At 61.1% G+C, this 26685-nt stretch carries 31 protein-coding genes; 4 read left to right on the top strand and 27 right to left on the bottom strand.

The window, feature by feature from the left end:
* Positions 1-12 precede the first annotated feature (12 nt).
* From CFB45_RS38880 to CFB45_RS37765, 25 genes are all read right to left on the bottom strand, one after another.
* The gene (locus CFB45_RS38880; protein ID WP_144025297.1) at positions 13-438 is read right to left on the bottom strand and encodes a hypothetical protein; all 426 of its coding nucleotides are present in this window, start codon (positions 436-438) and stop codon (positions 13-15) included.
* Entirely contained in the window at positions 435-2846 is a 2412-nt protein-coding gene (locus CFB45_RS37870) for a transporter (RefSeq protein ID WP_256978550.1), read from the bottom strand. Before CFB45_RS37870 ends, CFB45_RS38880 begins: the two co-directional genes overlap by 4 nt.
* 51 nt (positions 2847-2897) lie before the next feature.
* Entirely contained in the window at positions 2898-3488 is a 591-nt protein-coding gene (locus CFB45_RS37865) for a hypothetical protein (RefSeq protein WP_144025296.1), read from the bottom strand.
* Positions 3489-3532: 44 nt separating this feature from the next.
* On the bottom strand, positions 3533-3985 hold the full coding sequence (locus tag CFB45_RS37860) for a VirB3 family type IV secretion system protein (RefSeq protein ID WP_089430249.1): 453 nt from the start codon (positions 3983-3985) through the stop codon (positions 3533-3535).
* Positions 3986-3991: 6 nt separating this feature from the next.
* Positions 3992-4315: a hypothetical protein gene (locus tag CFB45_RS37855; protein WP_144025295.1), complete on the bottom strand. Its 324-nt coding sequence runs from the start codon at positions 4313-4315 to the stop codon at positions 3992-3994.
* A gap of 118 nt (positions 4316-4433) precedes the next feature.
* The gene (locus CFB45_RS37850) at positions 4434-4628 is read right to left on the bottom strand and encodes a hypothetical protein (protein WP_089430247.1); all 195 of its coding nucleotides are present in this window, start codon (positions 4626-4628) and stop codon (positions 4434-4436) included.
* Positions 4625-5332: a lytic transglycosylase domain-containing protein gene (locus CFB45_RS37845; protein ID WP_089430246.1), complete on the bottom strand. Its 708-nt coding sequence runs from the start codon at positions 5330-5332 to the stop codon at positions 4625-4627. Before CFB45_RS37845 ends, CFB45_RS37850 begins: the two co-directional genes overlap by 4 nt.
* Before the next feature lie 2 nt (positions 5333-5334).
* Complete coding sequence (locus CFB45_RS37840; protein ID WP_089430245.1) at positions 5335-5961, bottom strand: hypothetical protein; 627 nt, start codon at positions 5959-5961, stop codon at positions 5335-5337.
* Complete coding sequence (locus CFB45_RS38875; protein ID WP_144025294.1) at positions 5955-6266, bottom strand: DUF3717 domain-containing protein; 312 nt, start codon at positions 6264-6266, stop codon at positions 5955-5957. Before CFB45_RS38875 ends, CFB45_RS37840 begins: the two co-directional genes overlap by 7 nt.
* An 11-nt stretch (positions 6267-6277) precedes the next feature.
* Positions 6278-7435, bottom strand: a complete 1158-nt coding sequence (locus CFB45_RS37835) for a CAP domain-containing protein (protein ID WP_089430244.1) — start codon at positions 7433-7435, stop codon at positions 6278-6280.
* 87 nt (positions 7436-7522) lie between these two features.
* Positions 7523-8023 carry a hypothetical protein gene (locus CFB45_RS38870; protein WP_144025293.1) on the bottom strand — a complete coding sequence of 167 codons (501 nt, stop codon included), beginning with the start codon at positions 8021-8023 and terminating at the stop codon, positions 7523-7525.
* Between the two features lie 262 nt (positions 8024-8285).
* Entirely contained in the window at positions 8286-9578 is a 1293-nt protein-coding gene (pilV, locus tag CFB45_RS37830; protein WP_089430243.1) for a shufflon system plasmid conjugative transfer pilus tip adhesin PilV, read from the bottom strand.
* A 9-nt stretch (positions 9579-9587) separates the two neighbouring features.
* On the bottom strand, positions 9588-9833 hold the full coding sequence (locus CFB45_RS37825; protein ID WP_144025292.1) for a hypothetical protein: 246 nt from the start codon (positions 9831-9833) through the stop codon (positions 9588-9590).
* Positions 9834-9892: 59 nt separating this feature from the next.
* Positions 9893-10360 (bottom strand): hypothetical protein, encoded by a 468-nt coding sequence (locus tag CFB45_RS37820; protein WP_089430241.1) that lies wholly within the window; start codon positions 10358-10360, stop codon positions 9893-9895.
* A complete protein-coding gene (locus CFB45_RS37815) occupies positions 10361-11389 on the bottom strand; it encodes an ATPase, T2SS/T4P/T4SS family (protein WP_089430240.1) in 1029 nt (342 codons plus the stop codon).
* 73 nt (positions 11390-11462) lie between these two features.
* Positions 11463-11960 (bottom strand): type 4 pilus major pilin, encoded by a 498-nt coding sequence (locus CFB45_RS37810; RefSeq protein ID WP_089430239.1) that lies wholly within the window; start codon positions 11958-11960, stop codon positions 11463-11465.
* 52 nt (positions 11961-12012) lie between these two features.
* The gene (locus CFB45_RS37805; protein WP_089430238.1) at positions 12013-13113 is read right to left on the bottom strand and encodes a type II secretion system F family protein; all 1101 of its coding nucleotides are present in this window, start codon (positions 13111-13113) and stop codon (positions 12013-12015) included.
* Entirely contained in the window at positions 13110-14801 is a 1692-nt protein-coding gene (locus tag CFB45_RS37800; protein WP_089430237.1) for an ATPase, T2SS/T4P/T4SS family, read from the bottom strand. Before CFB45_RS37800 ends, CFB45_RS37805 begins: the two co-directional genes overlap by 4 nt.
* Complete coding sequence (pilO2, locus tag CFB45_RS37795; RefSeq protein ID WP_089430236.1) at positions 14798-16048, bottom strand: type 4b pilus protein PilO2; 1251 nt, start codon at positions 16046-16048, stop codon at positions 14798-14800. The genes CFB45_RS37800 and pilO2 overlap by 4 nt, the downstream gene beginning before the upstream one ends.
* Positions 16049-16050: 2 nt before the next feature.
* A complete protein-coding gene (gene pilP / locus CFB45_RS37790; protein WP_089430235.1) occupies positions 16051-16647 on the bottom strand; it encodes a type IV pilus biogenesis protein PilP in 597 nt (198 codons plus the stop codon).
* 8 nt (positions 16648-16655) lie between these two features.
* Positions 16656-17960: a type II secretion system protein GspD gene (locus CFB45_RS37785; protein ID WP_179255161.1), complete on the bottom strand. Its 1305-nt coding sequence runs from the start codon at positions 17958-17960 to the stop codon at positions 16656-16658.
* Between the two features lie 345 nt (positions 17961-18305).
* Positions 18306-18908 (bottom strand): TcpQ domain-containing protein, encoded by a 603-nt coding sequence (locus CFB45_RS39245; protein WP_179255160.1) that lies wholly within the window; start codon positions 18906-18908, stop codon positions 18306-18308.
* Positions 18892-19452 carry a TcpQ domain-containing protein gene (locus CFB45_RS37775; protein WP_179255159.1) on the bottom strand — a complete coding sequence of 187 codons (561 nt, stop codon included), beginning with the start codon at positions 19450-19452 and terminating at the stop codon, positions 18892-18894. Before CFB45_RS37775 ends, CFB45_RS39245 begins: the two co-directional genes overlap by 17 nt.
* Positions 19453-19758: 306 nt before the next feature.
* A complete protein-coding gene (locus CFB45_RS37770; protein ID WP_089430231.1) occupies positions 19759-20313 on the bottom strand; it encodes a lytic transglycosylase domain-containing protein in 555 nt (184 codons plus the stop codon).
* 132 nt (positions 20314-20445) lie between these two features.
* Entirely contained in the window at positions 20446-20709 is a 264-nt protein-coding gene (locus CFB45_RS37765) for a hypothetical protein (RefSeq protein ID WP_144025291.1), read from the bottom strand.
* A 281-nt stretch (positions 20710-20990) separates the two neighbouring features.
* Between CFB45_RS37765 and CFB45_RS37760 the strand changes: the two genes are divergently transcribed.
* Entirely contained in the window at positions 20991-21599 is a 609-nt protein-coding gene (locus CFB45_RS37760) for a helix-turn-helix domain-containing protein (protein WP_179255158.1), read from the top strand.
* On the opposite strand, the gene CFB45_RS37755 is transcribed toward CFB45_RS37760, so the two are convergent.
* Positions 21596-22498 carry a VUT family protein gene (locus CFB45_RS37755; RefSeq protein ID WP_256978549.1) on the bottom strand — a complete coding sequence of 301 codons (903 nt, stop codon included), beginning with the start codon at positions 22496-22498 and terminating at the stop codon, positions 21596-21598. The two genes, CFB45_RS37760 and CFB45_RS37755, sit on opposite strands and share 4 nt — an antisense overlap.
* Before the next feature lie 82 nt (positions 22499-22580).
* Entirely contained in the window at positions 22581-23177 is a 597-nt protein-coding gene (locus tag CFB45_RS37750; protein ID WP_256978548.1) for a cupin domain-containing protein, read from the bottom strand.
* Between the two features lie 402 nt (positions 23178-23579).
* Between CFB45_RS37750 and CFB45_RS37745 the strand changes: the two genes are divergently transcribed.
* The 3 genes from CFB45_RS37745 (at position 23580) to CFB45_RS37735 (ending at position 26679) form a co-directional block, all read left to right on the top strand.
* Complete coding sequence (locus tag CFB45_RS37745; RefSeq protein ID WP_089430226.1) at positions 23580-24491, top strand: SOS response-associated peptidase family protein; 912 nt, start codon at positions 23580-23582, stop codon at positions 24489-24491.
* Between the two features lie 72 nt (positions 24492-24563).
* Entirely contained in the window at positions 24564-25280 is a 717-nt protein-coding gene (gene imuA, locus CFB45_RS37740) for a translesion DNA synthesis-associated protein ImuA (protein ID WP_089430225.1), read from the top strand.
* Positions 25201-26679, top strand: coding sequence for a Y-family DNA polymerase (locus CFB45_RS37735; protein WP_179255157.1), 1479 nt, complete (start codon positions 25201-25203; stop codon positions 26677-26679). Before imuA ends, CFB45_RS37735 begins: the two co-directional genes overlap by 80 nt.
* The last annotated feature ends 6 nt before the right edge of the window (positions 26680-26685 follow it).

The raw sequence follows: 26685 nt of genomic DNA, 5'->3' as shown, positions 1-26685 counted from the left end.
TATCACATCGGATCAGTAAATCGGCATCGCCAGTCGATCGATCTCCTGCAGCAGTCGTTGAATTCGCATAAGTTGAGCCTCGCATTCCGGCTTACGCAACGGATCAGATACCTGATCACACGGATGCTGCCCAATACTCGCTGGCAAAGCCGCAACGCCAGCAGCGGGTGATTTCACCCCGCGATCCGCACCAACGCGCCCCTGCTCCAGCGAAATCAGTACAAGCAAATGGCTGTCGATGACCACCAGCTGCTCATAGATATCCGCCAACGTCCGCACGGACGCTCGTCCACTGCCCTGCTGTTCAGCTACTGGAATGGTCGACGCCTGTGCCGTCGAATCAATCGCACGTGCGTGACACGTACCTATCCAACATGCACCGATGATCGGCAATACCCACCCGACTGTCGAAAAAAAGCGAAGGCGATAGTGATTCACGCGTGCGCTCCCATCGACGAAGTACGACCGACATCCGCCGACATTGGCTTACGATCGCGCTTACCCTTTCGGCGTGCCTGGAACAGTTCCATGCGCAACTCCGGGTCACCGTCGGCCTCGATGCCTACCTCCTCCCAAATCGCCACGTTCTCGAGGTTCGCTGACAGCACCGACAGTTCGTCCGAAAAGCCGCGCAGATCGAGCGTCGCGAATGCCGACTGGTTGCCCTGCTTGATCAGGAACGTATGCGAGCCCTTCGTGCAGATACGCTTGAATTCAACGAACTCGCGATCTGTCATCAATTCACCGTAGCTCGCGCGCGTAGCGCTCGGGTTCGGCAGGAAGATCTTGGTTGCCGTGAGCTGCATGATGGCGCCGCAGATCGGGCTCTTGAGTACTTCGTCAGGTGTCTGCGATACGAGAATCACGAACTCGTCCGCGCGCCGGCCGACGCGCAGGCTGCGCTCGATCATCTTCTGCGTCGTCGGGTACGCCAGCGGCAGCCAGAATTCTTCGATAATCGTCGCGAGCAGGCCACCGCGCACTTGCATCAGGCTCTTCAGATACAGCAGGAACGCCAGCACAGGCTCGGTCGGGGCATAGTCTTTCTTCAAAAAGTCCGTGACGTCGAACCCGATTCGGTGGAACTGCGTCATATCGATCTCGGTATCCGACGCGTTGTCGAGCGCCCATGCAAAACGCCCGCCCTCGGATTCGCACCAGATGCCGAGACGCCGGCGCAGACAACCCTCACCCGTATCCGGAATGCTTTCGAGCAGACGAGAGAAACGCCGGTCACGCACGTTCGTGAGCGAATACACCGCGTCGACACCCAGCTTGATCGCGCGCGTATCTTCAACACTCAGCCGTCCGTGCTCATCGCGCCCGCACGAACCGATCAGCTCGTACAGGAATTCAAGATTGCGTGCCGTCTTCGGCAACGCAAACGGTGCCAGGCCCGTGCGCTCGCCCGCACGTAGCGGAAAATAGACACCCCCGAGCTCCTCGATAAAGATCTGCATACTGCGATCCATATCGAGCGCGAACATCTTCGTGTTGAACCGTTCCAGAAAGCCAACCAGCATCTCCTGCAGCGTGGTCTTGCCTTCCCCGGTATCCCCGATCGCAACCGTGTGGCCAGCGATCTTCTCGCCGGTATTGTTCTCGTCGTTCTTCGTGACGTGGAAGTTAAAGCTGTACAACCCCTTCGACTCGGTCTGCAGCGGGATCACGGCCGTCCCGTCGCCGATCGGGTTGCCGCGCGCCTTGCCTGTCGAATAGTTGTGCAGGCTGAACGTCGACGCGAGGTTGCGGGTCGATTTCGGCATCGGCCTCGGCTTGTGCTTCGCGCCCGGCAGTTGGCTCATGAACGTAATCGGCGCCGATAGCGTCGCCTTGATCCACCGCAGACCACACTCATTCAGTGACTTGCTCGAGGCAAACGCACCGTTGTCGATCGCCTTCTTCGCCGTATCTCCATACACGACGAGCGCTGCATGGTATTCGCCAAACGCCAGATCACGCCCCGCTATCAGCGCCTGCGCTTCCTTCAGCTCCTCGCGCTGATGCACCGCCTTGTCCTCTACCGAACTGAGTTTGTTTTCCTGATCGGCGATTTTAGACAGTGCCTCGTAGTTTCCCATCCCAATGAAAGAGATCGTCAACGTGAACTCGACCGGCAGCGTCAGCATCGGGTTCAGATGACCCCATCCCATCGGCGGCAGATCTTTCAGGTCGTAGCACATGCAATAGCGCGTCTTGTGCGCGGCCCGGATCTCCAGCACGTCGTAATGGAAGTGATGCACGGCCGACGGAATGATTTCTCGCCCAGTCGACGCCGTTACCGGAATCGGCTCGTCTACACCGTTCATCAGCTCGGCAAAAAATGCGAGCGGTTCGCTGAACATCACACCGTGCCGCTCCACCACCCGCAGGAAGGTCGGATCGTAGATCGCCAGCGCCTTATCGATCGTCTCGGCCATCTCGTGGAGTTCCGGGATCAGCTCGTGCAGATCGTCGCCCTTCAGGAGAAACGTGATGTAGAACGCGTTCTCGAAATAATTCCCGTTCTTAAACCGCTTGAGATACTTGTCGGACAGCCGCTGCATGAAGCGCGACGAGAACGCGTATTCGTCGTCGAACGTCACGCGCCGGCGCGTGAACGTGCACCAGATTCCCAGCCGGTTGCCCTTGTCCATCACGAGCCCCGCAAGAAACCGATTCAGCGCCTCGAAATGCGATTCGATTTCTGCGGTCGGCACCGATTCGAACGGCATACCCGGCACGCGCACGACGATCGCCGCGCGATCGTCGTCGTAGCTCGTGACGATCTCCGAGATCGGTCGACCGATTTTCGGCATCAGATCTTCGATAGCGGGCTGATTTCTCAGCTGTTCACTCGTCAGCACGATTTCCCCCTTGCCTTACGCCCAAGCTGCCCAATTTCGTCGCGCGGTTCATCACAGCACATCCTCCTCGAGCACTCTCAGGTCACGCGCCATGGTTTGCCATTTCGAGTGCAAAGCGGATGTCGACGCGTCACGCAACAGGCGCAGGTCATGCAACGTCAGATCGCGCTCCTGGTGCAACACGCCGTCGAGATACGCAATCAACAGCGGTTCATGCAGAAGCCCCGCCAGCATCGCCATCGCATGCATGCTGTCTTGATCATCCAACGGCGCATACGGATTCCGCGGCGGCGACTCGTGATCGGGAACAGCCAGCATCAGACACGTACCGATCATCAACATGACTGCCAACGCCCAAAGCCAGAACGCCCTCCCCACGACCACGCAGTCGACAATGAATACCTCTCGGGAACCGCAGACCCAGAGCCCACGCCATCCTCCGAACGGATCGGCGAACATCGCCAAAACCACGGCGATCGCGCCGAATACACATGCGGCCCCCACGAGGCCGCCCCTTTCGAAGCGACGCTCGCGGATACAGGCGCGATCGAAATCGGCCGCCCACACATCAAGCATCGCCCGGGTGCACGGACCATCGGCCAATGGAGACGCGTGGCTTTTTCCCATAAGTTGGTCGGCCATGATGTGCGCTCGCTCACCGCAGAGTTTCCCCATCGCATGCGTCATTAATAGCTCCCCGTCTCAGCTTCCATCGCCAATCGTTCATGCTCAAGCTCGGCCTTGAAGCGCGCAATGAATCGCTCTTGCAACTCCAACGACAGCGGTCGCGCGAGCTGCTCGCGGATTTGACGGTACGAGCGCCCGTAACGCATCGGTGCAAGCGTGTACGTCTTGCCGAACAACGATGCGTTCTTGCGACGCAACACGCAGATGAGCTCGAACCACGTGATCCGCAGGGCCTGGTCATCGGTCGCGCAGACGCGCTTGAAATACATGAGGATCGGCACGCCCGGCAGCCCGAGGACAAAACCGCCAGGCCCCATGAATGCCGCACCGATGAGCGACGTGAAAATGCTCACGACGAACACGACCAGTCCAGGCAGCAACGGGATACCCCACTGCATCGCGGTTCGGTTCAGCCCCGCATAGGACGGGTACAAAGTCTTCTCGGTGCTCATCGTCGATCAGCTGCCGCCGGCCGTGAACAGGTAACCGGCCAGCACCACGGCCGCGCCGCAGAAAAACACTTTGACGCACGATGTGCCGAATTCCTTCACCCAGTTGCCTCCCCCCTCAAAACACTGCACCCCCGAATAAATCAAGTAGCACGTCGCAATGATCGCCGCGCACGCATACAGCCAGATCTGGAGGGTCGACAGCCCCTGCTTTCCTGCATCCAGGCCGCCCGCCTGGGCCGCGACAGCGACGCCACTCAAAACAAGCGCCAGCAGCGTGTCACGCATACACCGCCGGTCGAGCGGTCCAAACAATTTCGTCACGTATTTCATTCCCTGTTCTCCTTCGTCGTTCCAAAATTTCCAAAACACGTTCCATCCGGAACCGTTTGCCAGCGCCCCCGCAGGCCCCTCACCGTGGTCGCACCTCACGCACCGACCAGCTGACGCGTCACGCACCACCTCGATTCTTCGTGTTGCACCGTTCCAGAAAGCCCACCAGCATCTCCTGCAGCAGCGTGGTCTTACCTTCCCCGGTATCGCCGATCACCATCGTGTTGCCGGAGATCTTCTCGCCGGTGTTGTTCTCGTCGCTCTTGGTAACGTGGAAGCTGTACAAGCCCTTCGAATCGGTCAGATCGTTCACTCCCGGTTCTCCTTAGTCGCCCCGAAATCCCCAAATACGTCCCATCCAGAGCCCTTCGCCGGCGCCACCGCGGGGGCCTCCCCCGTGGTCGTACGCTTCACGCGTCGAACGGTAGACGCGTCGCGCACAACCTCGATTGGCGGCACCGTGGCGGCCGACGTGTCGACCGGCGCTGCCGACCTGCCGGCGGCCGGCGCTGTCGTCAATTTCGCTGTACCCTCCTGTTGCGTCGCAGGCTGCGCCTGGGCGACCACGCGCTGCACGTAGCTCGTGCCGCTCTTCTCGACCTTGAATCCGCGACTGGTGTTGCCGCTGTAATAGCAGGACAGTGCTTGGCGCAACGCGCGTTGTCCTGGACCCGAGGTGATCGACGCTTGCCGGTAGCAATCGGCAAGAATCTCGCTACCCGCGCGCAGGTTCGCGCACGGATCGAAAGCACCGCCGCCAGCCAAGCCATAACGGACAAAGTTCGAGCGGTTCACCTGCGCCAAGCCCACGCTGTAGTTCCATCCCGCTCGCTCGAGCGCAGCGACCGTCGATTCGGCTTCGGCCTGCGTGCGCGGCTGCCGCACGAGGCGCCCGCCTACCACGCCGATCGCGAACGGATTCGCGCCGGATTCATTGCGCACGACGGCCGTGAGTGTCACCGGATGAACAGCAGGCGCGCACGTGGTCGCCAACATGGGAAGATCAATCGGCATCATCGTCAGTGCCTCCCACCGCCGCCAAAGAATCCCTGATCCGTACGTTGCTGGTATTCCTTCAGGAACTCGGCACCGGCCTTGGTCGGGTCATAAGCCGGATACGGCGATGGGCCCGTATAGGTTTCCGAGATTGAATGCTGGCCGTTCGGAATGTTCCCGATCAGTCCGCCGCCGTTCACGCCCCACCAGACACGCGTATTCAGCTGCCCGTTGACCATTACGTTGATCGCACCAGACGCGTTGCACACGAGCTCGCTTTGCTCGTGCCCGCCCCAGCCCACCAGATCCTTGCGGCAATAGCCACCGCTCGCCCATGTGTTTGACGCCGACGACCCCTTGCCATAGTTATCCAGGCTGCCTGGCGGAAATTCATTGAGCAGCTCGGCCGGCAGGCTGGCAAGCGACGCCAGCAGGTCGCAGGTCGGAAACGGGTTGCCATGACGCAATGCGTCCCAAAGCTTCTCGATCGGCGGCACACATTGACTTTTCGACTCGGGGCCGCTTGGATCCGACAAACAGAGCAACACTTCGCAGCCCCACCCATCGGCGAGCGCAGCACGGGCAGGAACCAGCGCCGCGATCGCGATACCGATGGACAAGGCCAGGCGCTTCAGTCGAGAGGTCACCATGTCTTCGCTCCCGAAGCGGACACGCTCGGCCAGGCATGGAACAGGCTTCTCGCCGATGCCGGCACTGTCAACAGCGGCACCACATAACGACGAGACGAGATCATGTCCCGATAAAGCCCTTCGAGCAGCTTGCGCTGATGCTCATGCAGATCGAAGGCGTGACCGGCCGTGCTGACCTCCAGCGGACGTCGACGCAACCGATTGATTGCTGCTTCGACCTGCAGCAGCGTGATCGGTGTATCGGCCGATGCTTCTTTGGCGGGAGCCGGAGCTCGTACCTGAACGGATCGAGAAGGACGTGCCATCACATCGCTCCTTATTGCGCGCCTGTAGTGAACGACCAGGACGTCGACATCGGCGAACCGTCGCGGGCACCGGAGAACGTCACCGTGTACTTGGTATTCGCCTTCAGCCGCGCAAGCGGCAGGAGAAACGCCACGCCCGGAGAAAGGCCGTTGTTCGGATCTGCCGTTACGGACGCGGTCGAACCCGACACTGCACTTTGCGGCACGAGGATTCGAGTCGACACAACCGCACCCGTGTTGTCGACAAGCTGAAAATTCGAAACCGTCAACGTATTGCCGGCGGCCGCGTTCACGCGGACCATGATGGGTCGCCCAGGCGCATTCAGATCCGGTGCCGGATTCGGCACTTCGCCAAGCGTAAGTGACGTCGACACACCAGTCTCGTCACTGTACGGTGCGTGAACGACCAGGTTTGTTGCGAACTGCTGTCCGCCGCTTGACGGAATCGAATTACTTTGCGTCGGCGAGCCGAGATTGGGGGCACCCGGCACACCCGTGATCGTCCCCATATCGACAACACAGAACGCCCACATTGCGGGCTGTTGTCCCGCCGGCGGTGTCGTCACCGTCGTGGCGACACCAACGCCCATGCTTTCGGAATTGGCAGTCACGCCCTGCAGGTGATAGACACTGTTCAGCCAGGTATTCGCGCAGTCAGCGCCCGTCGTTTGTACAACCGGCCCATAACCGCCGAAGGCCACTTCGCCGACCCATTCTGTCGAAGGAGCGCCGGCAGCCTGCGCACGCTGAACCGGCGACGCACCGGTATAGCCAGGCAGCGACGCGCTTTCATCGTGACCCAGCGCCGAAATCGCACGACTCGGAACATTTTGCAAACCGTAGTTCGCGTGCGCGGTCGCCGCCTTATCCAAAGCAGTGTCCTGCTTCATCAACCCGACACCCATCGCCTGGCGATACGCGTTCAACGTCGAGAACATCACCGAGCTCGGCGAATCGCTCGGATACGTCGGGGCAGGCACGCTGGTTTGCGGCGGCACGGACGTCGAGCCCCCAGGGTTTGACGGCGATGTCGGCGTCGTTGGTTGCGTGCCTCCCGCGGGCGTGCCATTACTTCCACCATCGCCCCCCCCGCCCCCGCATGCGGACAATGCAAGGGCTGCAGCAACAGAAACCACGGCCAGCTTGATGACGTTCTTTTCGGTATTCATGAAAGCCCCTCGGACAAATGTTTTACTTAAAGTTAAAAATGGTTTGCCACGCTCAAATCACTACAACCTCATCGCCAATACCACCGCTCAACGCCCACACGGTCCGGACGAACCTTCCGGTGCTTTTCCGCCGCACCGTGCAAAGCCGATCGCTTCACTAACACCAATGACGGCGCCCGTATTCGGGTCAGCTTCGCAGACAGCCGCAACGAAATTCTGGATTTCCATGCCGGAGCCCGGATCGACGCCGGAATCGAGCCGCGCTCCTTTAACGACGACGAAATGGCCATTCGTCGTAAACGAAAACAAATTCCCGATTTGCTTTGGTGGTGCATACACGCCGTTCCAGGTGATCTTCCAGTCGCTGTAGTTATTGGCTGTCCAGTAATGCCAGCGAAGGGTGTTGTTTGCCTCGAGCACGGGTGCATCCGTCGCGGCATTTGCATCCGAGATTCCGTACGCACTTTGACGCTGTGCGATGGCTTGCGCGCACTGAGCAACCGGATCGACAGCAGGCGGCGGAACGGACTGGCAACTGGGTTGCGTCCATTGAGAACCCGTCCAGGTCGGCCCGGCCGTCTGCAACATGCCTGCCGGACAGCTCGGCGGCGGCTGATAGCTACACTGCGGCTGGCTCCAATGCGAACCCTGCCAAACCGCGCTACCCGTTGTGACCCATCCCGGCCCCTGCGAACATTGAGGCGCGGGAATCGGATCCCCGTGGATCGGCGGCAAGCACGTCGAGTCTTGGTTTCCCGACGAGCACACAACGGGGCTAGCGAATGCGACCGATGACATCCCGAGTGCGCAGGCCAGAATCAGAAAATTACTGCGATTCATCTCGTGGTCCTCATTGATAAGAACAGTACGTCGCGGCGACGCCATTTCCACTGATCGGCGCGTTGTTGCCGTCTTGGATCGCGACGATCCATCCAGCGCCGTTTGCCCAGGACTGGTAATTGACGACCGCCGTGGAATCGACATTGAAACTATTTGGTACCGTCATAACGAGTGGCGTACCACCGGACGGGCACGTCGGCTTCGGCACGTAGCTTCCATTGCTGACGTTCACGAACCCGTACCAAAGCTTGTGTCCTCCGATCGGCAACCAGATGCCGTACTGGCATGACAGAATTTGGCCGGACCCGTCGCTGTTTGCCGCCATCGTGCCGTTCGGCGAGCACGCTGTTGATGCCGTCGCGATATTTCCCGCCTGCAGCGTGCCTTGCACCCCAAGTGAGCCCCGGCCGTTTGCGCCACTAATCATCAAATGGTTGTCGCCGTCGTTCATCACGCGCATGTTGAAGTCCTGCACGCCCTTGCCGCCGTAGTGAAAATCGACATACGGAACCTGTCCAGGATGCGTGCCGGTCATGTCCCCCAGTTCCAGCGATCCGCCTTGATCGCCATTCATACCGGCGCCGTTCGCGAGTCGGAACGTGTTCGCGTTAACCGTATCTGCGCCGGTGATGTTGTGTTGCGCGCCGTCCGTACCCATCATGCTCAGGTCCGTCTGCATCGCGTTCAGATCCGGCCGGCCCGGCTTCATGTCAACCCGATACAGATATCCGTTGTCGCTCGGTGCGTCGCCCACCCCCACCATCATCGCCAGATGACCGCTGCCCGGATTCGTGTAGCCGGCGAGCGACTGGCGGAATGCCGCCCCGACCGCAACCGACGGCTGCAACGTCGCGTCTCCAGCCTGGTTCGGATACGGCACGAAGCCACCGAGGTTCCCGCGGCCGCTCGACTGCGATGCCAGCGGCACCAGCTTGCTCGGCGGAATAGCCGTGCCGCCCGTCGTGAACAACATCGTTTGCAGCTTGCCCGGTTGCGGCTGCAGCACCTGTGCTGCCCATTGCTGGCGAAACACGTTCGCAGTGCTCATCCCGGACGGCAGATATCCGCCCGCTTGCAGGTCGGAAACCGTCACGTTCGCAGGTTGATTCGGGGTCGCGACGGCGGCCAGCTCGGCGCCGTGATCCTTCACGTAGCGACCGAGCGCTGCACCCATGACCTGCGCCTGGGTCGCAGCGCCGGCGATCTGGATCGCATCGGCCGAATGCTGCAGCCACACGAACAGCCCTGAGGCCATCACGAGCCACATCAACGTACCGGCCAGACTGCCGAGCATTTCGCCCATCACTCGCTCCTATCGCCTGTCGCGCGCGCGAAGCGCGGCAAAGCACTCGAACACACCGTAGATCAGCCATCCGATCACATCGAAAAGCTGGATCGCACAAAATACCGCCACCATTGCCATGCCTAGCACCGAGACGATGCGCGACCCAATTGCATCGGGCGGCATCTTCAAAATCTCCGCAATCTCCGGCTCGAACGCCCACTGATAGACAAAGATCATCGTGGCCAGGCCAAGCACCAGCCTGGCGAACTCCATGAGGATCCTTTCTCGCCGCGTCGGCACCAACTCAACCGACTCGATCTCCCGGTTCCTAGTCACGGCGTCACCCTTCCCTGAAACAGCAGCGTGCCGGCCACGAACGTCGTCGGCACGTTGATCGACTGCCCGTTCACCAGCGCCTTCGCTGTACCGCTTACCGGCACCGCATACCAAAACGCAGGATTGTCGAGCCGCTCCATCAGTACACCAGCTGCCCCCGGCATCGTCGGCACGCCCGCGTACACCAGCCGTCCCGTACCGTCCCGGCTCGTCGCGCATATCGAACCTCCCAGCGCGATCAGCCCGGTCGGCCACGTCACGGCCAAAGCGTTGCTGACCAACCCCGGCTGTGCTTGGGCGCTTTCCACGCAAGCGGCCGCAAACACCTCGGCCTGTAGCGCACGCACTTGCGCGACGCTATCGGCTCGCGCGTCCGGGCCCGCGACGCGGCTTACCTCGCGCTGGGCCCCGGCAATCAGCCCCAATGCCACCATCAGCACCACGAACGGAAAGAGCCGGCCCATTCAGAACTCCACGTCCAGCGACGCGCTGGACATCACGCGCTTCTGACGATCGATATCCGACACCATCTGCCGGAAATCTGTCCCGTGCAGCTGCGACCGAATACCCTTCTCGTTGCGAGAGCCCGCCACGATCAACGGCGTGACGCGCAGTTGACGATGGATATCGTCATCACGCTCGGTCAGCTGCAACTCCTGGTGAATCACCGCGCCAATGCCGTGCGCGAACAACCCTGAATCGGCGCCCGCGTCGCGCACCATACTCGCGAGACGCTGCAGCCCGGTAATCTGATCGGCAGCGTGGTACGTGGCAATCACCAGCACACCAGACGCTGCCGCAAGCAGTGCCTGCACAACGGCATCGGCCGTGCGCAGTTCGCCCACCAGGATCAAATTCGGAGCACCGCGTTGACGGCGTCGGATTTCCAAACCGAACTCCGAGTCTTCATCCACTTCCTTCTGATACAGCGTGCCGGTCGCGTGTTCGCCGCGGTACACACCTTCGATCTCGACCTCGATCGGGTTCTCGATCGTGTAGCCCACCCCGCCGTAGCGCTTCATCCACTCGACAGTCAGCGACGTCGCACCGACCGTTTTGCCACTCGACGTACCTCCCGTTAGCAGGATCACGCGACCGCGCATCGCGGGTGACAGCAACGCGCGTTCGATCCGCTCGCCATAGCCAAGAGCATCGAACGGCAGCGCGGCCGGTGCATGACGACGCAGAACATAGAGGGGACCAGCCATCGTCTCGAAGCGAGCGCCGCGCATCGACACCCCATCCCACTTCAAACGAAAGTCGTCTTTCGTGACCATCGACTCGAGATACTGCTTCAGCACCGCGATCGCATCGCGTTGGTCGAACCCAACTTCATGTCGAATCGGGTCGTTCGCATAGGTCTTGAACCATGCCGTATCGCCGGCCTCGAGGTACAAATCGGAGAAACTCAGCGCCACGAGCGAACCGTCTCCCGACTCGACAAGGAACTCGTGCTGCTCAGTTTTCCCGAACGCTTCTTGATTCGACAGCATCGTTGCTTCTCCAATGACGTCTATCCGACTGGCCTCGCACCGCTCGCGCAGTGCAAGGCCCCTCTTACTTCGATTAGCTGAACGTGATCTGAAGCGTCACGTTGTTACCGGCACACACCGCTGCCGCCGTATTGCCATCCGGCAAGGCATTTCGTGTGAAAGTCGTCCCCCCGACCACAAGCGTGTCGTAGTCGCGCAAGGTCGTCACGAGTTGCGAGCAGTCTTTCGGATTGTTGATCACCTGCAACGTGATCACGCCTTGCGCGTTATTGTTCGTGGGCGCGAGCGTGATACCGCTACCCCATTTGCTGGTCAGATTGCCGTTGCGGACCATTCCCGGCGGCACGATGCCCGCCGTAATCAGGTTGGCCGTGTTGCCCGTCGTGAAGTTCATGTAACCGTTGGGCGTATCGCCCAGCTGCTGCCGTGCACTGCCTTGCAGCATCGTGATATCGCTCACCTGCGACGAAACCTTGTTGCCGCCCGACGCGGCATAGATCACGCCTGCTGCGGCCGCTATGCCCAACAGCACCAACAGCTTGCCGTACCAGGTTGCCAGTAAGTCACCCATGTCCTATCTCCTGCGCTGCGCTTGCATTACCCAAAATTGATGACCGCCATGCCTACATCCCGATCGAGCCGGCCATGTTCCCGATCAAACCGTTACTGGCGAGCTGCACAAGGCCGATCACCATAAAAATCACGAACAGGCAGATACCACCGACCGTCTTTGATATCCGGCGCATACGCTTTTCCAGATCATCGGCATGCGTGTGTGCAAGCTTCTCGAGTGCGTCCGCGCCACCCTCCGCACCGTCCAGCGTCGCGATCCGTTCAATCAGATCCGGCGACGGAAACCCGAGGCCCGAACGCCGAAGCGAATCGCCCAACGGATGACCTTCAACCAGCGCCCGGTACACTGGTCGCAACCGTGATGCGAGCCAGGGCGACGCGCGGCGAATCTGTTGCGCGATCGCATCGGCCTGCGGCACGCCACCCTTGACCTGCGTGACCAGATTCAGCAACCAGCGCGTACCCTCGAACTCGCGGTACACCGTAAAAACGAAGTACGCTTCCTCGACCCAAACCCGCACCCGTGCAATCCAGCGCGGCAACGCATTCACGGTTGCCGCGACGAACGCAGCGGCCAGCACCGCCGCGATCGCCGGTGCATAGCCTTGCCCGAGATCACCAAACCAACCGAGCAGCGCCGTCCATCCTGTCCATTTTTCACGCGGCAACATCAGTTCGATCGACGGCATTACCTGCTGGCCGACGACATAGAAAAATCCGTACATACAGATCACGTAGACGATCGGGTCGATGATGCTCGACCACGCGACGGACTGAATCCGGAGAATGCGTGCGCGCGTGTCGATGATTTGCTGCATTGCCTTGGGCAATCCACCTTCACTCGAGCGCTCGCCAATCTCCAACACGCTGCGCTCCATGTCCGGCAAGCCCGGACCAAGCGCCTGCGCAAATGACGCGCCATCCTCAAGCGCGAGGTACACGCGGTGGATCTGCTGGGCCGCTGCCCGCTTCTTGCGACGCAATAGACTCTGGCGCAGCAGCATCAGCACGTGCGTGGGCGATTGACCCTGCGGAAGCAACTGGATCGCATCCTCGTAGATGCGCAGGCGCAGCCCCCACGACAGCGCCCTATCGCGCGGTCGACGACGGCTAAACAGCGAGCCGACCAGCGGGAAAGAGAATCCGTTCACGGTGCAAGCTCCTCGAATGTCGGCAGTCGTTCGCCGTTCCGGACCTCTACGCTCAGTTGAGACTGCGCCGCGTTCGGATCTACACGCCCGGCCAGCACGTTCGCGACGGCATACGCCAGCATCGAGTAATCAGCGTCCGGTCGAGCTCGGTGCTGACGCTTCACCTCATCGAGCGGCAACGTCCGCAGGTCCGACATCAACGCGACATCTGTTTCGATGATTTCAGCTGCAACCACCCGCCCGACTGTCCCCAGCCCGTCACAGTGCTCGCAGCCGGGCCCGCGCACGTGGACGTTCAGCGTGTCGCCCCACGTGTTGAGTGCGCGCAGCACTTCGTCTGGCACCGCATCGGCCGCGGCGTCCACAAGCGGCACGCGGCAGTGTTCGCACAGCCGCGGCAGTAGTCGCATGCCAATCACAGCAATTACTTTTTCCGAGTTGCATGTATTGCGGCGCGAGAGCCGTACCGGATCCATGTCCTCGAGGCGCTCGAAGAAGTAGTACGGATCGATAACGTGCAGCGTAGTCAGCACAAGGCGACCGGTCAGCGCTGCCTCAAGCGCCGTATGTGCCTCCTCTGGCGCACGCAGCTCGCTGACCAACAGCATGTTCGGATCCATGCGCAATGTCTCGCGCAGCAGATCCATAAAGGTGTGCACCCCAACGACCAACTGAACGTCCCAGTCCTTCTCAAACTCGGGCGGATCTTCCATTGCGATCTGACGACGTTCCGGAAAGCGCTGAGCGATATAGCGTTCCATATGGAAGATCGCCTGCGTCTTGCCGCTACCCACAGGCCCCGTCAATCCCACCAGTCCGTTAGGACGGTGCGCAATCCGCCGCATCCGCTCGACTTGCGCAGGCGCGAACCCCTTCCACGCGGGATCGTTCTCCGGTTGTTCAGGACGAGTCGGGGCCCTGAGTCGCAACTCCCGAATCGCATCCCGACGCGACTTGGTCGGCACCGCGTCCGGACGACGTTGCAGCCGGGCCACAAGGAATCCGCCTCCGTGCGTAATTGGTACGGACGGCCCTCGAATAATCCGCACCGTCGACAGCGCGGTCCCCACGAGCGTTTCACCGTCGATCTGAGCGTCCTGGAAGTCCAGCGGCTTCAGCTCGGGCGGCTTGTTCGTCGCGAGCCCCTGATAAATCGCGCCGATCAGCCGCCGACCTTCGTCAGCGTGCATCGAGAACGCATCCGATGTGTGCAGATCGCCGTGGATCCGCACCTGCACATCCGTATGCTTACGACGCACCAAAATATGCACGTCGCTGGCGCCAGCTGCAGCCGCCAGCGACAGAAGCGATAGCGCCCGTGCTTGCGTAGCCTGCATCGGATCATCACGCCGAGCGATCGCATGCTGACCACGCAGACGCTCAAGCGAGTCGACCGTGACCGAGTCGACGGCGTAACCGATCTTCAGTTCGTCTAGGCGCTTCAGCCACGTCCGCACGGCCGCCGAGCCTTTGACGCGATGGTCGATGTAGATCATCACCTTGACGTCTGCATCACCGGCGTTAGCCGACATCGCAACAACGACGCTCGACTGCAGATGCTCCGGCACGTCAACCCGATCGGGGCGAGTGCCGATCGCCGGCACCAGGCTCACTGGCGACACCGCAGCCGCGTCAGGCGCGACCAGCGCCATCGCATCCGATGCGATCAGTGTCCGTGGCGACTTCATGATTTCGCTCCTGCCGGCACCGGCAACGGCCGCGTGTTGGCCGGGGCATCCGGCAGTTTCGTCCACGCGTACAACGTGCCCTGTGCGGTCCACTCCCCCTTGGCTGCGTCGTAAGCGATCGACGCGAGCCGCAAGCCCGGCGTCGCATCGAAATCCGCGCTATACCGCATCCATGGCGGCACATCGAACGTGAAAGCCGCCCCGCGTGCTTGCCACGGCAGCTCGTCGGCATCGCGAGTCTTGCCGCTTGTATCCGGCTTCGGCGGCGGATCCAGCGTGAGCGGCACCGAGCGCGTTTGCGAAAAGGTCAGGATCGTGCGCCGCGCGATGTCGGCGAGTGCAGCCGGCGCCGATGACGGCTGCAACGTCGCGTCTTGCGTCCGGGACTCCTGCGAATGATCGGGATCGCTCAGCGCGCCGGGCGCATCGAGTGCCGTGCCGCCTTGGCGCGTCCAGTTCATCGTCAGCGCGAGCAGCGCGCCTTGCTGTTCGCAACGCCAACTCGCAAGTGTCCACCCCTTTCGTGCCAGCCGCTGATCGTGCCAAGCCTGCGAGCAAGCACTCAGTAACGCCGAAGGTGCCGGCAGCTTCGTCCACGGCGGAATCGCCGCTTCTGCCTCGCGCTGCGCACGCCGTGCATCCGCGAGTCTCTGCTGTTCAGCAAGGATCTTCGCCTCCTGCTGCTGCGCCCACAACACGACACCAGCAGCGGTCCCAACACTGACACCCACCACAATCGCTCCGGCCCATACGACCCGCGGGACCGATGCCTGCAGGTCGCGCAAGCCACGCTCTGGCACCGCGAGCCCAACAATTTCCGCGAGGTTTGCGACCGTCCCATCGTGCTCGTGCCAGCTTTCCTGCGCACGCAACGCATCTCGGGCAGCAATGACGTCGTCGCGGCTACCAAAATGGTCCCCGCCCGGTACGATTTCGCCGTCGCGAACCGCGATCAGCCAATACGCGTCGTCGGTCAGCTTGAACACGCCCATCCACGGCGACGGATACTGCTCGGCCGCGAGGCTCGCGAGCGCGCGGATGCGTCCTGCCCCCTTCGTGCCAGGCGGCAGTTCACCATAGCCCGCCTGGTAGACGCCTGTCGCCGTGTGACGCACGATGCCAAAGCGACCGAGCCGCCGGGCGCGCTCACGCAGCGCCGCGGGCTTCGGTTTGACGGGCTCGTGCTCCCATGTGAGGCCGAGCGCGTAGCGCACGCTCGAATCGGGAAGCGTCACGATCGTGAGCATGGTCAGAACCTCACCCACCGCACCCGGCCACCACGCGCCAACTGGACGCGGTTGCCTTCAATACGAGCGACCTTCCAGCCGTCGTCGAGCGTGTCGCCAATCGTCACGTCGCGCTCAACGCCACTGACCACCAGCGTCGCCATCGTTCGACCATCGTACGAACCCGTACCGGACAAGCTAATGTCGCTGACCGATGGCATACGAATGCCGGTCGACAGCGCACCAGGAACAGGCGAACCCAAACCCGGCAGCGGGCCACTCAAGGCCGGCGGCATGCCGGCCGACACCGGATGTTTCGCCTTATCGATCGCGGCCTCGAGCTCGGCGATTTCCTTCTTCGCGCGCAGCACGGGAATGCGTGCCTGGAGCGCGGCGAGTTCATCGCTTTCGGACGTGGTAAGGGCGAAGGCCGGCGCTGAGGCAGGGGCGGCGATCGTCGCACTGGCTTGCGGTGCCGGTGTGGCACCAGCAGGCACCGGCAATGTCGGTGCGCCGTTCGCGCGGGGATGCACGGCGAACAGCAGTGCGAATGCGAGCAGCGCGCCAGTCATCGCAGAAACGCGAACGGATGACGGATAGAAACGCGGTCGGATGTTCATGCGCGGCCTCACAGCAGTCGTGCAGTGATCACGATCGCGAGCAGCGTGCGCTGCTGGCGCGCGTCGACACCGCCGCCCAGGATGGGATTGAAAGGGGAACCCACGCCGTTGTCCTGCGTGCTGTTGTCCGACCGTTGCATGCCGACCAGCACAAGCGATTCGCCGGGTTTCAGCGGCACGATCTGCTGCAGGTCGTAATTCTTAAGATGCGGCATCTGCAGGCACGACTGCGTGCTGTTCGAGTTGCAACCCGCAGGCAGCGACACCATCTCGATCAGGCGACTTAACGTGAGCGAAAAATCCATCACGATCGTGCCGTTGACGAGCTTGGGCAAGAACTGGCCGGTGAAGCCGACCGGCTGAAATTGTCCAGTTGCCGACGACGATGACCCGACGTTAGCTGCCAACGTGCTCTGTGTCTGCGGCAGATACGGGATCTGTTCGCCATCCTGCAGGGTGACCTTCTTCCCGTTTTGCGTGACGCCCGCGTTCGACAGCAGCGTGGTGACGTTGCCGAGGCTCGACAGCGCCTTGACCGCGCCCTTGGTACCCGAAAACGGCCCGGTCAGGATGCTCGCACCGAAACTCATGCCGGAACCACCTCCGCTGATCGACGGTACCGGCGCGCCCGTGATTCCGACCGACGTATGGCCGGTCGCGCTCTTGTAGCCGAGCGCGAGATCCAGGCCATAATTCTCGTCGTGGTCCGTCTGTACCGAATACAGGTGGATGTCCACCGCGATCGTCTTGCTGTACATCGCGGTCAGCGATTTCATCCAGCCATCGACGGCGTCGCATTGTGCGGGCGTACCCGTCACAACCAACACCCCGAGGTCAGGATCGGCCGTGACCGTAGCACCGTTGCCAGCGATCGCCGAGGCGGTCGTCTGCAATTGCTTCCACGGCGCGATCGTGACCTTCAGCGTCGAGAGTTGGGAATTTCCGCCCGATGTGCCGCTCGAACTGCCGCCACCGCTTGATCCGCTTGCGCCGTTCGCCGAGTTCGAGCTGGTCGTGATCGAACTTTCCATGCCGGACGTTTCAGAGAGCGCCGGCAACGGGAACACACGTGTTTCGCGCTTGAAGAACGTGATCACGCCGTCGCGATAGCGATGCCAAACGCCAAAGCGTGCTTGTTGCTGATCGAGAAATCCCTTGAACGTGCCCTTGTAGGTGAGTACGCGCGCCGAATCGAGGTTCGTCGATCCGGCCGCGGCCGGAATAGTCGGCTGGCCGAGCGGGATGCCCGGCACGCCGGGCGGCAGAGGCGACGACATCGCCCCGCCTGCAGGTGCCGAGAACGACGCCTGCATCGGCGTCGAGCTCGTGACGGACGAATCGATTTCAGTGCGCACGCCCGTCATGCGCGTGATCCACTGAGCAACCTCCGTCAGCGACCCAGCCGGATACGTATAGGACACCGGCTTGTCGTAGATCGCCGGCTGCGGCTTTCCGGCGACGATCTGTTCGCCCATCAGCCACGCCCCTTTATGCATCTTGACGACGGGGCGACTCGTCGGAGCTTGCGCAATCTGCGCGCGAGTCTGGTCGGTCGCAACTTGCTGCTCGTTGCGAATGTCGCGAATCGCGCACGCGGTGAGCGTCAAAGCGACGGCCGGTACGAGCGCAAGCGCGGGTGACAGAAAGGAAGCACGCATTTAGTCGTTCCCCGCCTCATGGACAACGAATGTCCGGTTATCGGGATAGCCATCACCGCGAACATCTGCGCCGTTGGCAGCCAAATCCTGGATGACCTTCGTCGCGGCCTCCGGAAAATCACCGACGTAATCCGTGTCGTTCGGCACGATCCAGTCGGGGCCCACGTTCCAGGACAGCGTCCATCCGTCCGACTTCGCCCACTCACGCAGCTGAGACTCGAGCGACACTCCTCCGGTCAGGTGGTGCATCGGTTTCGACGGCGCATCGGTAACAGGCGCTGCCACCACAGTTTCGGACGGCGACAATGAAGCGGCGGGCGCGACATTGCTCGCCGAGTTCTGTCCGGCAAGCGCAACGAGCGAATCGGACGACAGCGGTGGAACCCCTCCCGACGACGATGAGGTTCCAGTGGAGGCTGCCGGCGCGACAACGACCGGCGTCGGCGCTGCCGGGGGGGTGTAGCGAGGAAGGTAAGGCGCGAGGTGTATTGCCGGCGCGCTGGACGTTGCCACCTGGTCGGCCGCGTGCGCAGGCGCAACAGCCGCCAGCGCAATGTTGATCGCGAGCGCGCCGCGCAGCGGCCACTCAATGTGCTTGCGCATCGCTCGCCCCCTTCGGTACCTGTGCCAGGTTCGTCGCCGCAGTTCCGAACAGCGGCTTACTGTTCAGATCGTTCGCGTCCGTGACGATCCACGTCTTGCCGTCGGCAACCTGCAGGATCGTGAGGGGATAGCCTGCCTCGGTGATCGCCGCCAAGATCGACTTCATAGCGGCAGGCAGATCGCCTGCGACGTGGCTATCGGCGGTCACAGGTACCTGCAGCGCCGTCATCCAGCGCAGCGTCACACTGGTCATGCTGGCCCAACGCGCGAGCGAGATAGACAACGTCTTGTCGTCCGCACGCAGATCGAAGCCGGGCGCGTTCGGCGCCAAGGCCGCAGCAAGCGAACTAGCGGACGATGCGCGCGGCTGCGCAGCTACCTGGGCGGATGCCGTTGCACTCGGCGGAAGAGTGCACACGCGCTGATAGCGCCCAGTGGTCTGACGCGCAACCGGTGCCCAATCCGCCGTCGAGCCGTCGCCACTGGTCGCGCAACCGGACAAAGCGATCATCACGAGTGCGGCAAGACCACCCGCACGAGCCATGCTAAAAATTCGTGGCCGTCTCATCGGGCCTCCGTGGTCTGGATAACGTTCTCGAGTGGCGATCGCCCAAAACCCGGGAATCACAAGGAATAAAAAAGCGCCGGAAGCGGGGCCTACGCGGCCGGCGAAGCCGTCATGCCCGGCATCGAGGGGGGTGGGGCTGACGGGACGCGAGTGAGGTGGCTCGCGTCGGCTGGTAAGAGGTCGGAGGCTGATCGTTGCCGCAGTATGCAGATGGCATAAGCCGTTCGTAGTGCTTACTGTTTTGCAAAAGTGCGCTTGATTGTTCGAATTCATCGGGCGCCCCTATTCCGTCGCGGCCACTGCCTGGCCACCTGCAGTGCTGTTCAGAGTTATCGGAGCAACGCTTACCGGGAGATCCGATTGCGGCGACGCCACGCCAGGAGTGAACCGGAAAAGTTCCGAGTAGACGCGCCGTGCATACTGGACGCGCTTGCGTGGCGACGCCGCGTTGTACGCGCCAACGGCGTTCCACGTCAAACCGAGGCGGGAAATGTTTTGCGAGAGGATCCAGGTGCCGACGTAGGCGTTTACGCAGCCGTCAAACAGCGCAGCGCGCGAGATCCCGAAGCGCGAGAGCGTCGGGAGCCAGCTGGAATTGATTTGCATCAGACCGATGTCTTCGCTGCCGTTCGCGTTGCGGTTGTACGCGACAGGCGAAAAGCGCGACTCGACCGACGCGATCGCGTGCGCGAGCGCCGGATTGACATGATGGTAGGCGGCCGCATCGTCGATACAGTCGGCACGCGCATTCGTTCCGATTAGTAGCGAATTCAGGATAACTACGGATATAAGAAATATCCGAGAGCGATCAAGATCGCATACAATACAGCCAGCCATTGGTGGGCCTCGCTCGATAACCTATTGGGCCTCGCTCAGAACTCACTACGTTCTCGCACGAGCGCCCCTGTGGCTAGGTTGGCGTCAGTGTTGGTAGCACTGATGCCAACCGCCTCTATCTCTATCAGCCTTTTACTTTCCCCTGACTTCTTTGGGATTCCACTGCAAGCTGATCGCGTTCACGTTCAGCTCATGTTTCTCGAAATACTTCATCATCCTATCCAGGCTTGCCCACGTTCTCGGCTCATTCCGAAACGTATACAGTGTGTGCGTGCCCTCTTTCCAAGACAGTTCGACGACGAAGAGATAGCCCTCATCCGTGCGCAGCACCGCCGCATGTTTGATAGCATTGTTCTTCGCAGCGTCCCTAAATTCCGCCTCAGTAATCTTGCTCAACCCACCCTCCAATGTGCTCAACTGGAGGATAGTAAAACGATAGCTCCCGATTCGGATGGTTCGATTCAATTTCGAGCAATGCGTGGTCTATTGCATTGCATTAGAACACAAACAGCATTGCAAAACAACACATTTTGCAAGTCTTCCCCCGAAGACCTATGTCCGTCCAGTGTGACAGCGATGCCCCACCACCCCACGACCGAACGGCGTCACCAACTCTAACAGGCTCTTGAAAATTTTCAAGTGCTTCGTCGAACAGTAATTAGGGTCGGATCCTTCGCGTGAAGAAAAAAGAAGATCTTGCGAGCTTAGCTGCCACCTTTGTGGCCTCGGTCAAACACCTCCAGCAGGAGGCTGGCGTCAGCGACGCGGAGTTGTCGCGCGCGATCAATCTGAATCAAGGGACGCTAAGCCGCCTCCTGTCAGGAGAGACGACCGATCCGAGGCTGAGCACGATTTCGGCAATTGCTAGATTCTTTTCTGTCCCGATCTCTACGCTCTTCGAGGAGGAGAACAAGGGATTCGTGCCTGTATACGAGCAAAGCAAGCTTCGTGACGCTCGCCAGGCCGCAACCGCCGCACGACATGATCAGCGCTGGATTAAAGTGGCAAACATAAATTCGAGCAGCTTCGCTGTTGCCCTCGAGGCGAAGAGCCGCACCGAACCCCTGCCACCCAACTCTATCCTGGTCGTAGGAGAGTACGAGTCGCTCGATTCCGGAGATTTGGCTTTAGTCGAGATCGATCCGCATACGTACCGCATCGTAAAGGTAACTGATGGGGAGACGCTCACCGGCTACGACATCGAATCAACGTCAAAGCGCCACCCTCAAAAGATCAAGAACCAGGACGTCGTCGGCAAAGTTCTTGAAATAATTATCTCCCGCTAATTGCCAATGAAGCTGACTTTATAATCGAAATAATCAACACCATCGCGTGCCTTTATCCAAACAACGATTCGCGAAAACAGCACCGAGAAAATCACTTCGTACAGTACTTTTACCGTAATTTGCGCGATAATAATTTTTACTAGCAAATCCGTCGACACCGTTCCATAAAACAGCAAAGTCCCGAAAAGCACGCTATCCAGAACCGCACCGACAGCATTGGCCGCAATAAAGCGAAAAATCAGCGCCCGCCCCTTCAACACCACCTTCAACCTGGACACCATCAGAGAGTTAGAGAGCTCGCCAGCAAAATAACCAACCGCCGAAGCACCCAACGCCCTCATCATCTGCTGCGACACTCCAAGAATGCTCCCCTCAAGCAACCCTGCTTTTTCGAGAGACAGAATAATCGCAACAACCAGAACATTCACCAAAAAAGAGCCCCATATAACATGTCGACTTACAACAAAACCATACGTCTCCGTTATGCAGGCCCCAAAGCAATATGTTAGCGGAAAGACTACCAGGGCCGTCGGAAACAACACACTGTATCCCGGGAGGAACGGCAAACTTATAGTCGATATGCTGTCACCAATCAGATTGGTGGTTATCAACATGACGCTAAATAGTGCAGTGAGATATATAATTGCGTAGGGAAAATGCGACTTTCTCTCAGTAATATTCTGTATTCGCACGTCGTTGGCATTCACCGTCGCAAGTAGTGCAACATCGTTTACAGAAAATTTTTCAATCCATTCCGCTTCAAGCAGCTCGCCGACCGGAAGCTTCAGCGATACGCCCGTGTCATTCACACGGACTCTTGCCACCGACAGGCGCTTCTCACCATCTTTCGGGAAGATCGCCTCTACCTGGCAGGTTGGAATACTGTTCGCCATTGACATGATTGACCCCGGTCCAAAATTCATCCACGCAAACGACAATCAAACAACAAATCAGCGATGCTTCAACATAAAATCTGGCGCGTTACTTTGGAAGACTTTGATACGCCATTTTCATGATTATATCTCGATACTCCGGATATCTTCCCAATAACTCAGACTGAGTTAGTATTCTATAATCAGAATCATCAAAGCCAGGCACGACCGCACAACTCACCAGAGTATAGTCACCCGAATCAACCGATGCACCAAAAATCCACCCACCATGCATCACTGCGGATAGTACCTCGCCGCGATCCGGATTGGGACCAATGCGTGTCGTGTGATATTTCCCGGCTTCGTCAATAACATGCATGGTCAACGTGGCACCGGCGTGGTAATACCATATTTCATCGGATACCATCTGATGAAAATGGGACGGACTGTCATGTGTCACCATAAAGAAAATTCCGCTGTAGTCTTTCCTTTCAGCACCGCTTGCCGTTTTCCGAACCACATTAGAACCGAACACGTATCTATAATATCCGCCCTCGGGATGAGCCTCCAGACCAAGCTTCTTTATCCAAAATTCCTTCGATTCTTCGATTCTGTGCTTGCTATCTTCCGCCATGACGTCCCCAGCATAAATCAAACTTAGTGAGATAAAAGTTGCAACGACAGTGGCTTGAGCAATCACTGTCATCGACCCTCTACAAAAGATTCTATTTTTTATTGTCAACATACGATGTGATTGTTGTTGAAACTTATCCGACATCGTGAACGCCCAGGTGCACGGCCAAAATAGCACCCCTCCAGGGCCTACACGATGATATCGACATCGATTTGCGATTCTTTACCGCTTCGTATCGCGAAACAGCCCTCAACCACCGCCGACAAACAAACCGTGAATCCGTCGCGGCTCGCCAACAGCATACATGCAGTTTCACGTGCGTTGATTCGATAGACGTCATCGCCGCAGCAACTCTCCCGCTAGAGATCGTGCAGGTCGGGATGGCCAGATGCAGGCCGCACTACGTCCCGCGCACTTCCGTTAGCTAAAACTTGCGGTACCCTGTCTGCGAGCCGATGCGCACCGGGGACGACGATGTGTTATTCCGCCAAGATCCAAGCCAACTACCGGGAGTACGTCCGGCGCTATGGCGCCGACATGGACATCGAAACGTTCAGGCGCATTTTCTTCGCGCGCGCATCCGGGGCCGACATCAAGATCCCGAAAGCGGTCGACGCCGCGTTCGCCGGTGTCGACGAAGAAATCTCGACAGCGATCGCCACGTATCGAAACCAGCGAACCCGGAAGCTTGAGGCCGATCTGTTCGAGCAGCGCACGCGGCTTGCAGCCGCGGAGAAGAAACTCGCCGTGAAGGTCACGAAGAAGGCCAGCGAGGACGTCCGGATCGCCACGGACAAGATCGATGCGGCAACGCGTGGGCTCGACGATCTTCGCCGGCAGGACCTGCAGGAGCGTGATTCGAGGATCTTCCCCGGCTGGTATGCGCCCGTGCTGATCGAGCTCGACGGCAAGCGGCTGGTCGTACCGATGCGGTACCGCTGCCGTATACCGGGCTGGACCGAGGCGGACGAGAAACAGAAGCCGGGAACCTACAACGCCAAAATCTCGAGCCTCGCCACGGCCTGGCGCAAGGTATTTGGCTTCACACACGGCATCGTGCTCGCCGACACGTTTTTCGAGCATGTCGACCGCGACGGGAAGGACGTCGTACTGCGTTTCGATCCGACACCGCCACAGCCGATGCAGCTCGCCTGCTTGTGGACGCGCACCGAGATCCCCGGCGCAGACGACCTCTGGTCGTTTGCGGCGATCACCGACGATCCGCCGCCCGAAGTAGCGGCCGCCGGCCACAACCGTTGCATCGTGCCGATCAAGTCATCCAACGTCGATGCGTGGCTCGCGCCTGACCCATCCCGGCGTGCGCAGCTGCGCGAAATCCTCGCCGACCACGAGCGCCCGTACTACGAGCACCAGCTGGCGGCGTAAACGCAGGAGTTGGAGAGGCGGTCATGTCTCGCATATACTGTATAAATGTACAGTGTTTGTGTAACTGACCCCATGCATCCTGTCCTCGCCCATCCTGAAGCCATCCACCCGGGTTTATGGCGAGCCAGCCAACTGGCCCGCTCAAGCACCCGCGCCGTCGACACGGGTCATCCGGAACTGACGTCCGAACTGCCCGGCGGCGGCTGGCCGGCTGGCGCCCTGGTCGAACTGCTTGCGCCGCAGCCGGGTATCGGCGAGCTCCGGCTGCTGGCGCCCGTGCTCGCGCGCGCGGCCGGCAAGCCGGTCGTCCTGATCCAGCCACCGCACGCGCTGCAACCGCTGGCGCTCGCGTATTGGGGCATCGATCCGGCGAGCTTTGTCACGCTGCCGGCGCCGCGCACGGCTGACGCCTTGTGGGCCACCGAGCAGGTGTTGCGGGCCGGTACGTGCGCCGCCGTGCTGCTTTGGCAGTCGCACGTTCGTGCGGACGCGTTGCGGCGGCTCAATCTGGCCGCGCAGAGCGGCCAGGCGCTGTTCTTCTTGTTCCGGCCGGCGGCCGCCGCGCGCGACGCGTCACCGGCACCGTTGCGGCTCGCGTTGGCGCCGAAGCGCGACGGCGTCGACGTCACGTTCGTGAAGCGCCGCGGGCCAGCACGCGACACGCCGCTGTTCGTTCCCTTGTCCCCCTCGCCGATTTTGTTGAACCGCCATGGAAGTCTGGATCGGCGTGCATCTGCCGCACCTCAATCTCGAAGTGTTCCGGCCGCAATCGCCAGCGCCGTCGCCTGACGATGCGCGCGGGCTCGTCGTGCTCGAGGGCGGCCGCGTCGTGGCGCTCGATCTCGCCGCGCGTGCGCTCGGCGTGGTCGCCGGCATGCGCCGCGGTGGCGTGCTGTCGCTCGCGCCGGACGCGCAGATCCGCGAGCGCGACGCCGCGCGCGAGCGCGAGCTCGTGCTCGGCGTTGCCTATGCGCTCCTGCAGTTCACGCCGAGCGTCGTCGACGCCGAGGAAGCAGTCGTGGTGCTCAACGTGACGGCGAGCCTGCGCCTCTTCCACGGCATCCGCGCGCTGCGCCACTGCGTGCGCGACGTCGTCGCGTCGTTCGGCGTCACCGCGGCGATATCCGTGGCGTCGTCGGGCCCGGCCGCGTGGATGGTTGCCCGCGGCCTGCGCGGCGGCATCGCGCTATCCGCACGATCGCTGCGCCGCGCGCTCGCGCGCGTGCCGCTCGTCGTGGCGCCGGACGCTCGGCGCTACGCGAACTGGTTTGAGGATCTCGGCTGCGAAACGCTGGCCGATCTGCAGCGCTTGCCTCGCGCCGGGCTGAAAAAGCGCTGCGGCACGCAGCTGCTCGACTGGCTCGACCAGGTCGCCGGCACCGCGCCGGCGCCTTACGACTGGATCGAAATGCCGCCGTCGTTCGACACGCGCGTCGAACTGATGGATCGTGTCGAGCATGCCGAGGCACTACTGTTCGTTGCGCGCCGGCTGATCATGCAGCTGACTGGCTGGCTCACCGCGAAGCAGCTGGACGTCGCCGCGTTCGCGCTGTTGCTCGAGCACGAGCGCGGCCGGGAGGCGATCGCGCCGACCGAAATCGAAATTGCGTTGGGCGCGCCCACTCGCTTCGAGGAACACCTCACCCGGCTCGTCAAGGAACGGCTCGGCCACGTCGAGCTCGCCGGCCCCGTGATTGCGGTGCGCCTGGTCGCGCGCAGCGTGCAGGAAGCAGCCGCACCGAGCGACTCGCTATTTCCGGAGCCTGGCGGCACGCCGCAGGATCACACGCGGCTGCTCGAACTGCTGACTGCGCGGCTCGGCGCCGAGAACGTGCTCGTCCCGGCTCCCATGGCCGACTACCGTCCAGAGCCAGCCGCTCGATGGGTGCCGATGCGCGACGCGCCGAAGCCATCGTCGCTGCCGGCGGATTTGCCACGCCCGGCGTGGCTGCTTGCCAAGCCCGTGCCGCTTCTCACGCGCCAGCATCGGCCGTTCTACGGCACTCCGCTGCGCATGGTATCGCCCGGCGAGCGCATCGAAGGCGGCTGGCAGGATGGGCAGACCGTGACGCGCGACTACTTCGTCGCCGAGGACACCGCCGGCATCTGCTACTGGATCTACAAGGAGCGGCCGACGGCCAGCGACGAGAGCGAAGCGCGCTTCTTCCTGCACGGCCTGTTCGGTTGATTCACC

This window comes from Burkholderia sp. HI2500 (genome assembly GCF_002223055.1).
Classification (GTDB): domain Bacteria; phylum Pseudomonadota; class Gammaproteobacteria; order Burkholderiales; family Burkholderiaceae; genus Burkholderia.
This window is presented reverse-complemented; position numbering and strand designations above follow the sequence as displayed.

What these genes read in the sequence shown, in the direction of transcription:
- CFB45_RS37865 (WP_144025296.1), bottom strand. Translation starts at nt 3,488, where the DNA reads ATGGCCGACCAACTTATGGGAAAAAGCCACGCGTCTCCATTGGCCGAT.
- CFB45_RS37860 (WP_089430249.1), bottom strand. Translation starts at nt 3,985, where the DNA reads ATGAGCACCGAGAAGACTTTGTACCCGTCCTATGCGGGGCTGAACCGA.
- CFB45_RS37855 (WP_144025295.1), bottom strand. Translation starts at nt 4,315, where the DNA reads ATGAAATACGTGACGAAATTGTTTGGACCGCTCGACCGGCGGTGTATG.
- CFB45_RS37845 (WP_089430246.1), bottom strand. Translation starts at nt 5,332, where the DNA reads ATGATGCCGATTGATCTTCCCATGTTGGCGACCACGTGCGCGCCTGCT.
- CFB45_RS37840 (WP_089430245.1), bottom strand. Translation starts at nt 5,961, where the DNA reads ATGGTGACCTCTCGACTGAAGCGCCTGGCCTTGTCCATCGGTATCGCG.
- CFB45_RS38875 (WP_144025294.1), bottom strand. Translation starts at nt 6,266, where the DNA reads ATGGCACGTCCTTCTCGATCCGTTCAGGTACGAGCTCCGGCTCCCGCC.
- CFB45_RS37835 (WP_089430244.1), bottom strand. Translation starts at nt 7,435, where the DNA reads ATGAATACCGAAAAGAACGTCATCAAGCTGGCCGTGGTTTCTGTTGCT.
- CFB45_RS38870 (WP_144025293.1), bottom strand. Translation starts at nt 8,023, where the DNA reads ATGTTGCAGACGGCCGGGCCGACCTGGACGGGTTCTCAATGGACGCAA.
- pilV (WP_089430243.1), bottom strand. Translation starts at nt 9,578, where the DNA reads ATGGGCGAAATGCTCGGCAGTCTGGCCGGTACGTTGATGTGGCTCGTG.
- CFB45_RS37825 (WP_144025292.1), bottom strand. Translation starts at nt 9,833, where the DNA reads ATGGAGTTCGCCAGGCTGGTGCTTGGCCTGGCCACGATGATCTTTGTC.
- CFB45_RS37820 (WP_089430241.1), bottom strand. Translation starts at nt 10,360, where the DNA reads ATGGGCCGGCTCTTTCCGTTCGTGGTGCTGATGGTGGCATTGGGGCTG.
- CFB45_RS37815 (WP_089430240.1), bottom strand. Translation starts at nt 11,389, where the DNA reads ATGCTGTCGAATCAAGAAGCGTTCGGGAAAACTGAGCAGCACGAGTTC.
- CFB45_RS37810 (WP_089430239.1), bottom strand. Translation starts at nt 11,960, where the DNA reads ATGGGTGACTTACTGGCAACCTGGTACGGCAAGCTGTTGGTGCTGTTG.
- CFB45_RS37800 (WP_089430237.1), bottom strand. Translation starts at nt 14,801, where the DNA reads ATGAAGTCGCCACGGACACTGATCGCATCGGATGCGATGGCGCTGGTC.
- pilO2 (WP_089430236.1), bottom strand. Translation starts at nt 16,048, where the DNA reads ATGCTCACGATCGTGACGCTTCCCGATTCGAGCGTGCGCTACGCGCTC.
- pilP (WP_089430235.1), bottom strand. Translation starts at nt 16,647, where the DNA reads ATGAACATCCGACCGCGTTTCTATCCGTCATCCGTTCGCGTTTCTGCG.
- CFB45_RS37785 (WP_179255161.1), bottom strand. Translation starts at nt 17,960, where the DNA reads ATGCAGGCGTCGTTCTCGGCACCTGCAGGCGGGGCGATGTCGTCGCCT.
- CFB45_RS39245 (WP_179255160.1), bottom strand. Translation starts at nt 18,908, where the DNA reads ATGCGCAAGCACATTGAGTGGCCGCTGCGCGGCGCGCTCGCGATCAAC.
- CFB45_RS37775 (WP_179255159.1), bottom strand. Translation starts at nt 19,452, where the DNA reads ATGGCTCGTGCGGGTGGTCTTGCCGCACTCGTGATGATCGCTTTGTCC.
- CFB45_RS37770 (WP_089430231.1), bottom strand. Translation starts at nt 20,313, where the DNA reads ATGGCTGGCTGTATTGTATGCGATCTTGATCGCTCTCGGATATTTCTT.
- CFB45_RS37755 (WP_256978549.1), bottom strand. Translation starts at nt 22,498, where the DNA reads ATGTCAATGGCGAACAGTATTCCAACCTGCCAGGTAGAGGCGATCTTC.
- CFB45_RS37750 (WP_256978548.1), bottom strand. Translation starts at nt 23,177, where the DNA reads ATGACAGTGATTGCTCAAGCCACTGTCGTTGCAACTTTTATCTCACTA.
- CFB45_RS37745 (WP_089430226.1), top strand. Translation starts at nt 23,580, where the DNA reads ATGTGTTATTCCGCCAAGATCCAAGCCAACTACCGGGAGTACGTCCGG.
- imuA (WP_089430225.1), top strand. Translation starts at nt 24,564, where the DNA reads ATGCATCCTGTCCTCGCCCATCCTGAAGCCATCCACCCGGGTTTATGG.
- CFB45_RS37735 (WP_179255157.1), top strand. Translation starts at nt 25,201, where the DNA reads ATGGAAGTCTGGATCGGCGTGCATCTGCCGCACCTCAATCTCGAAGTG.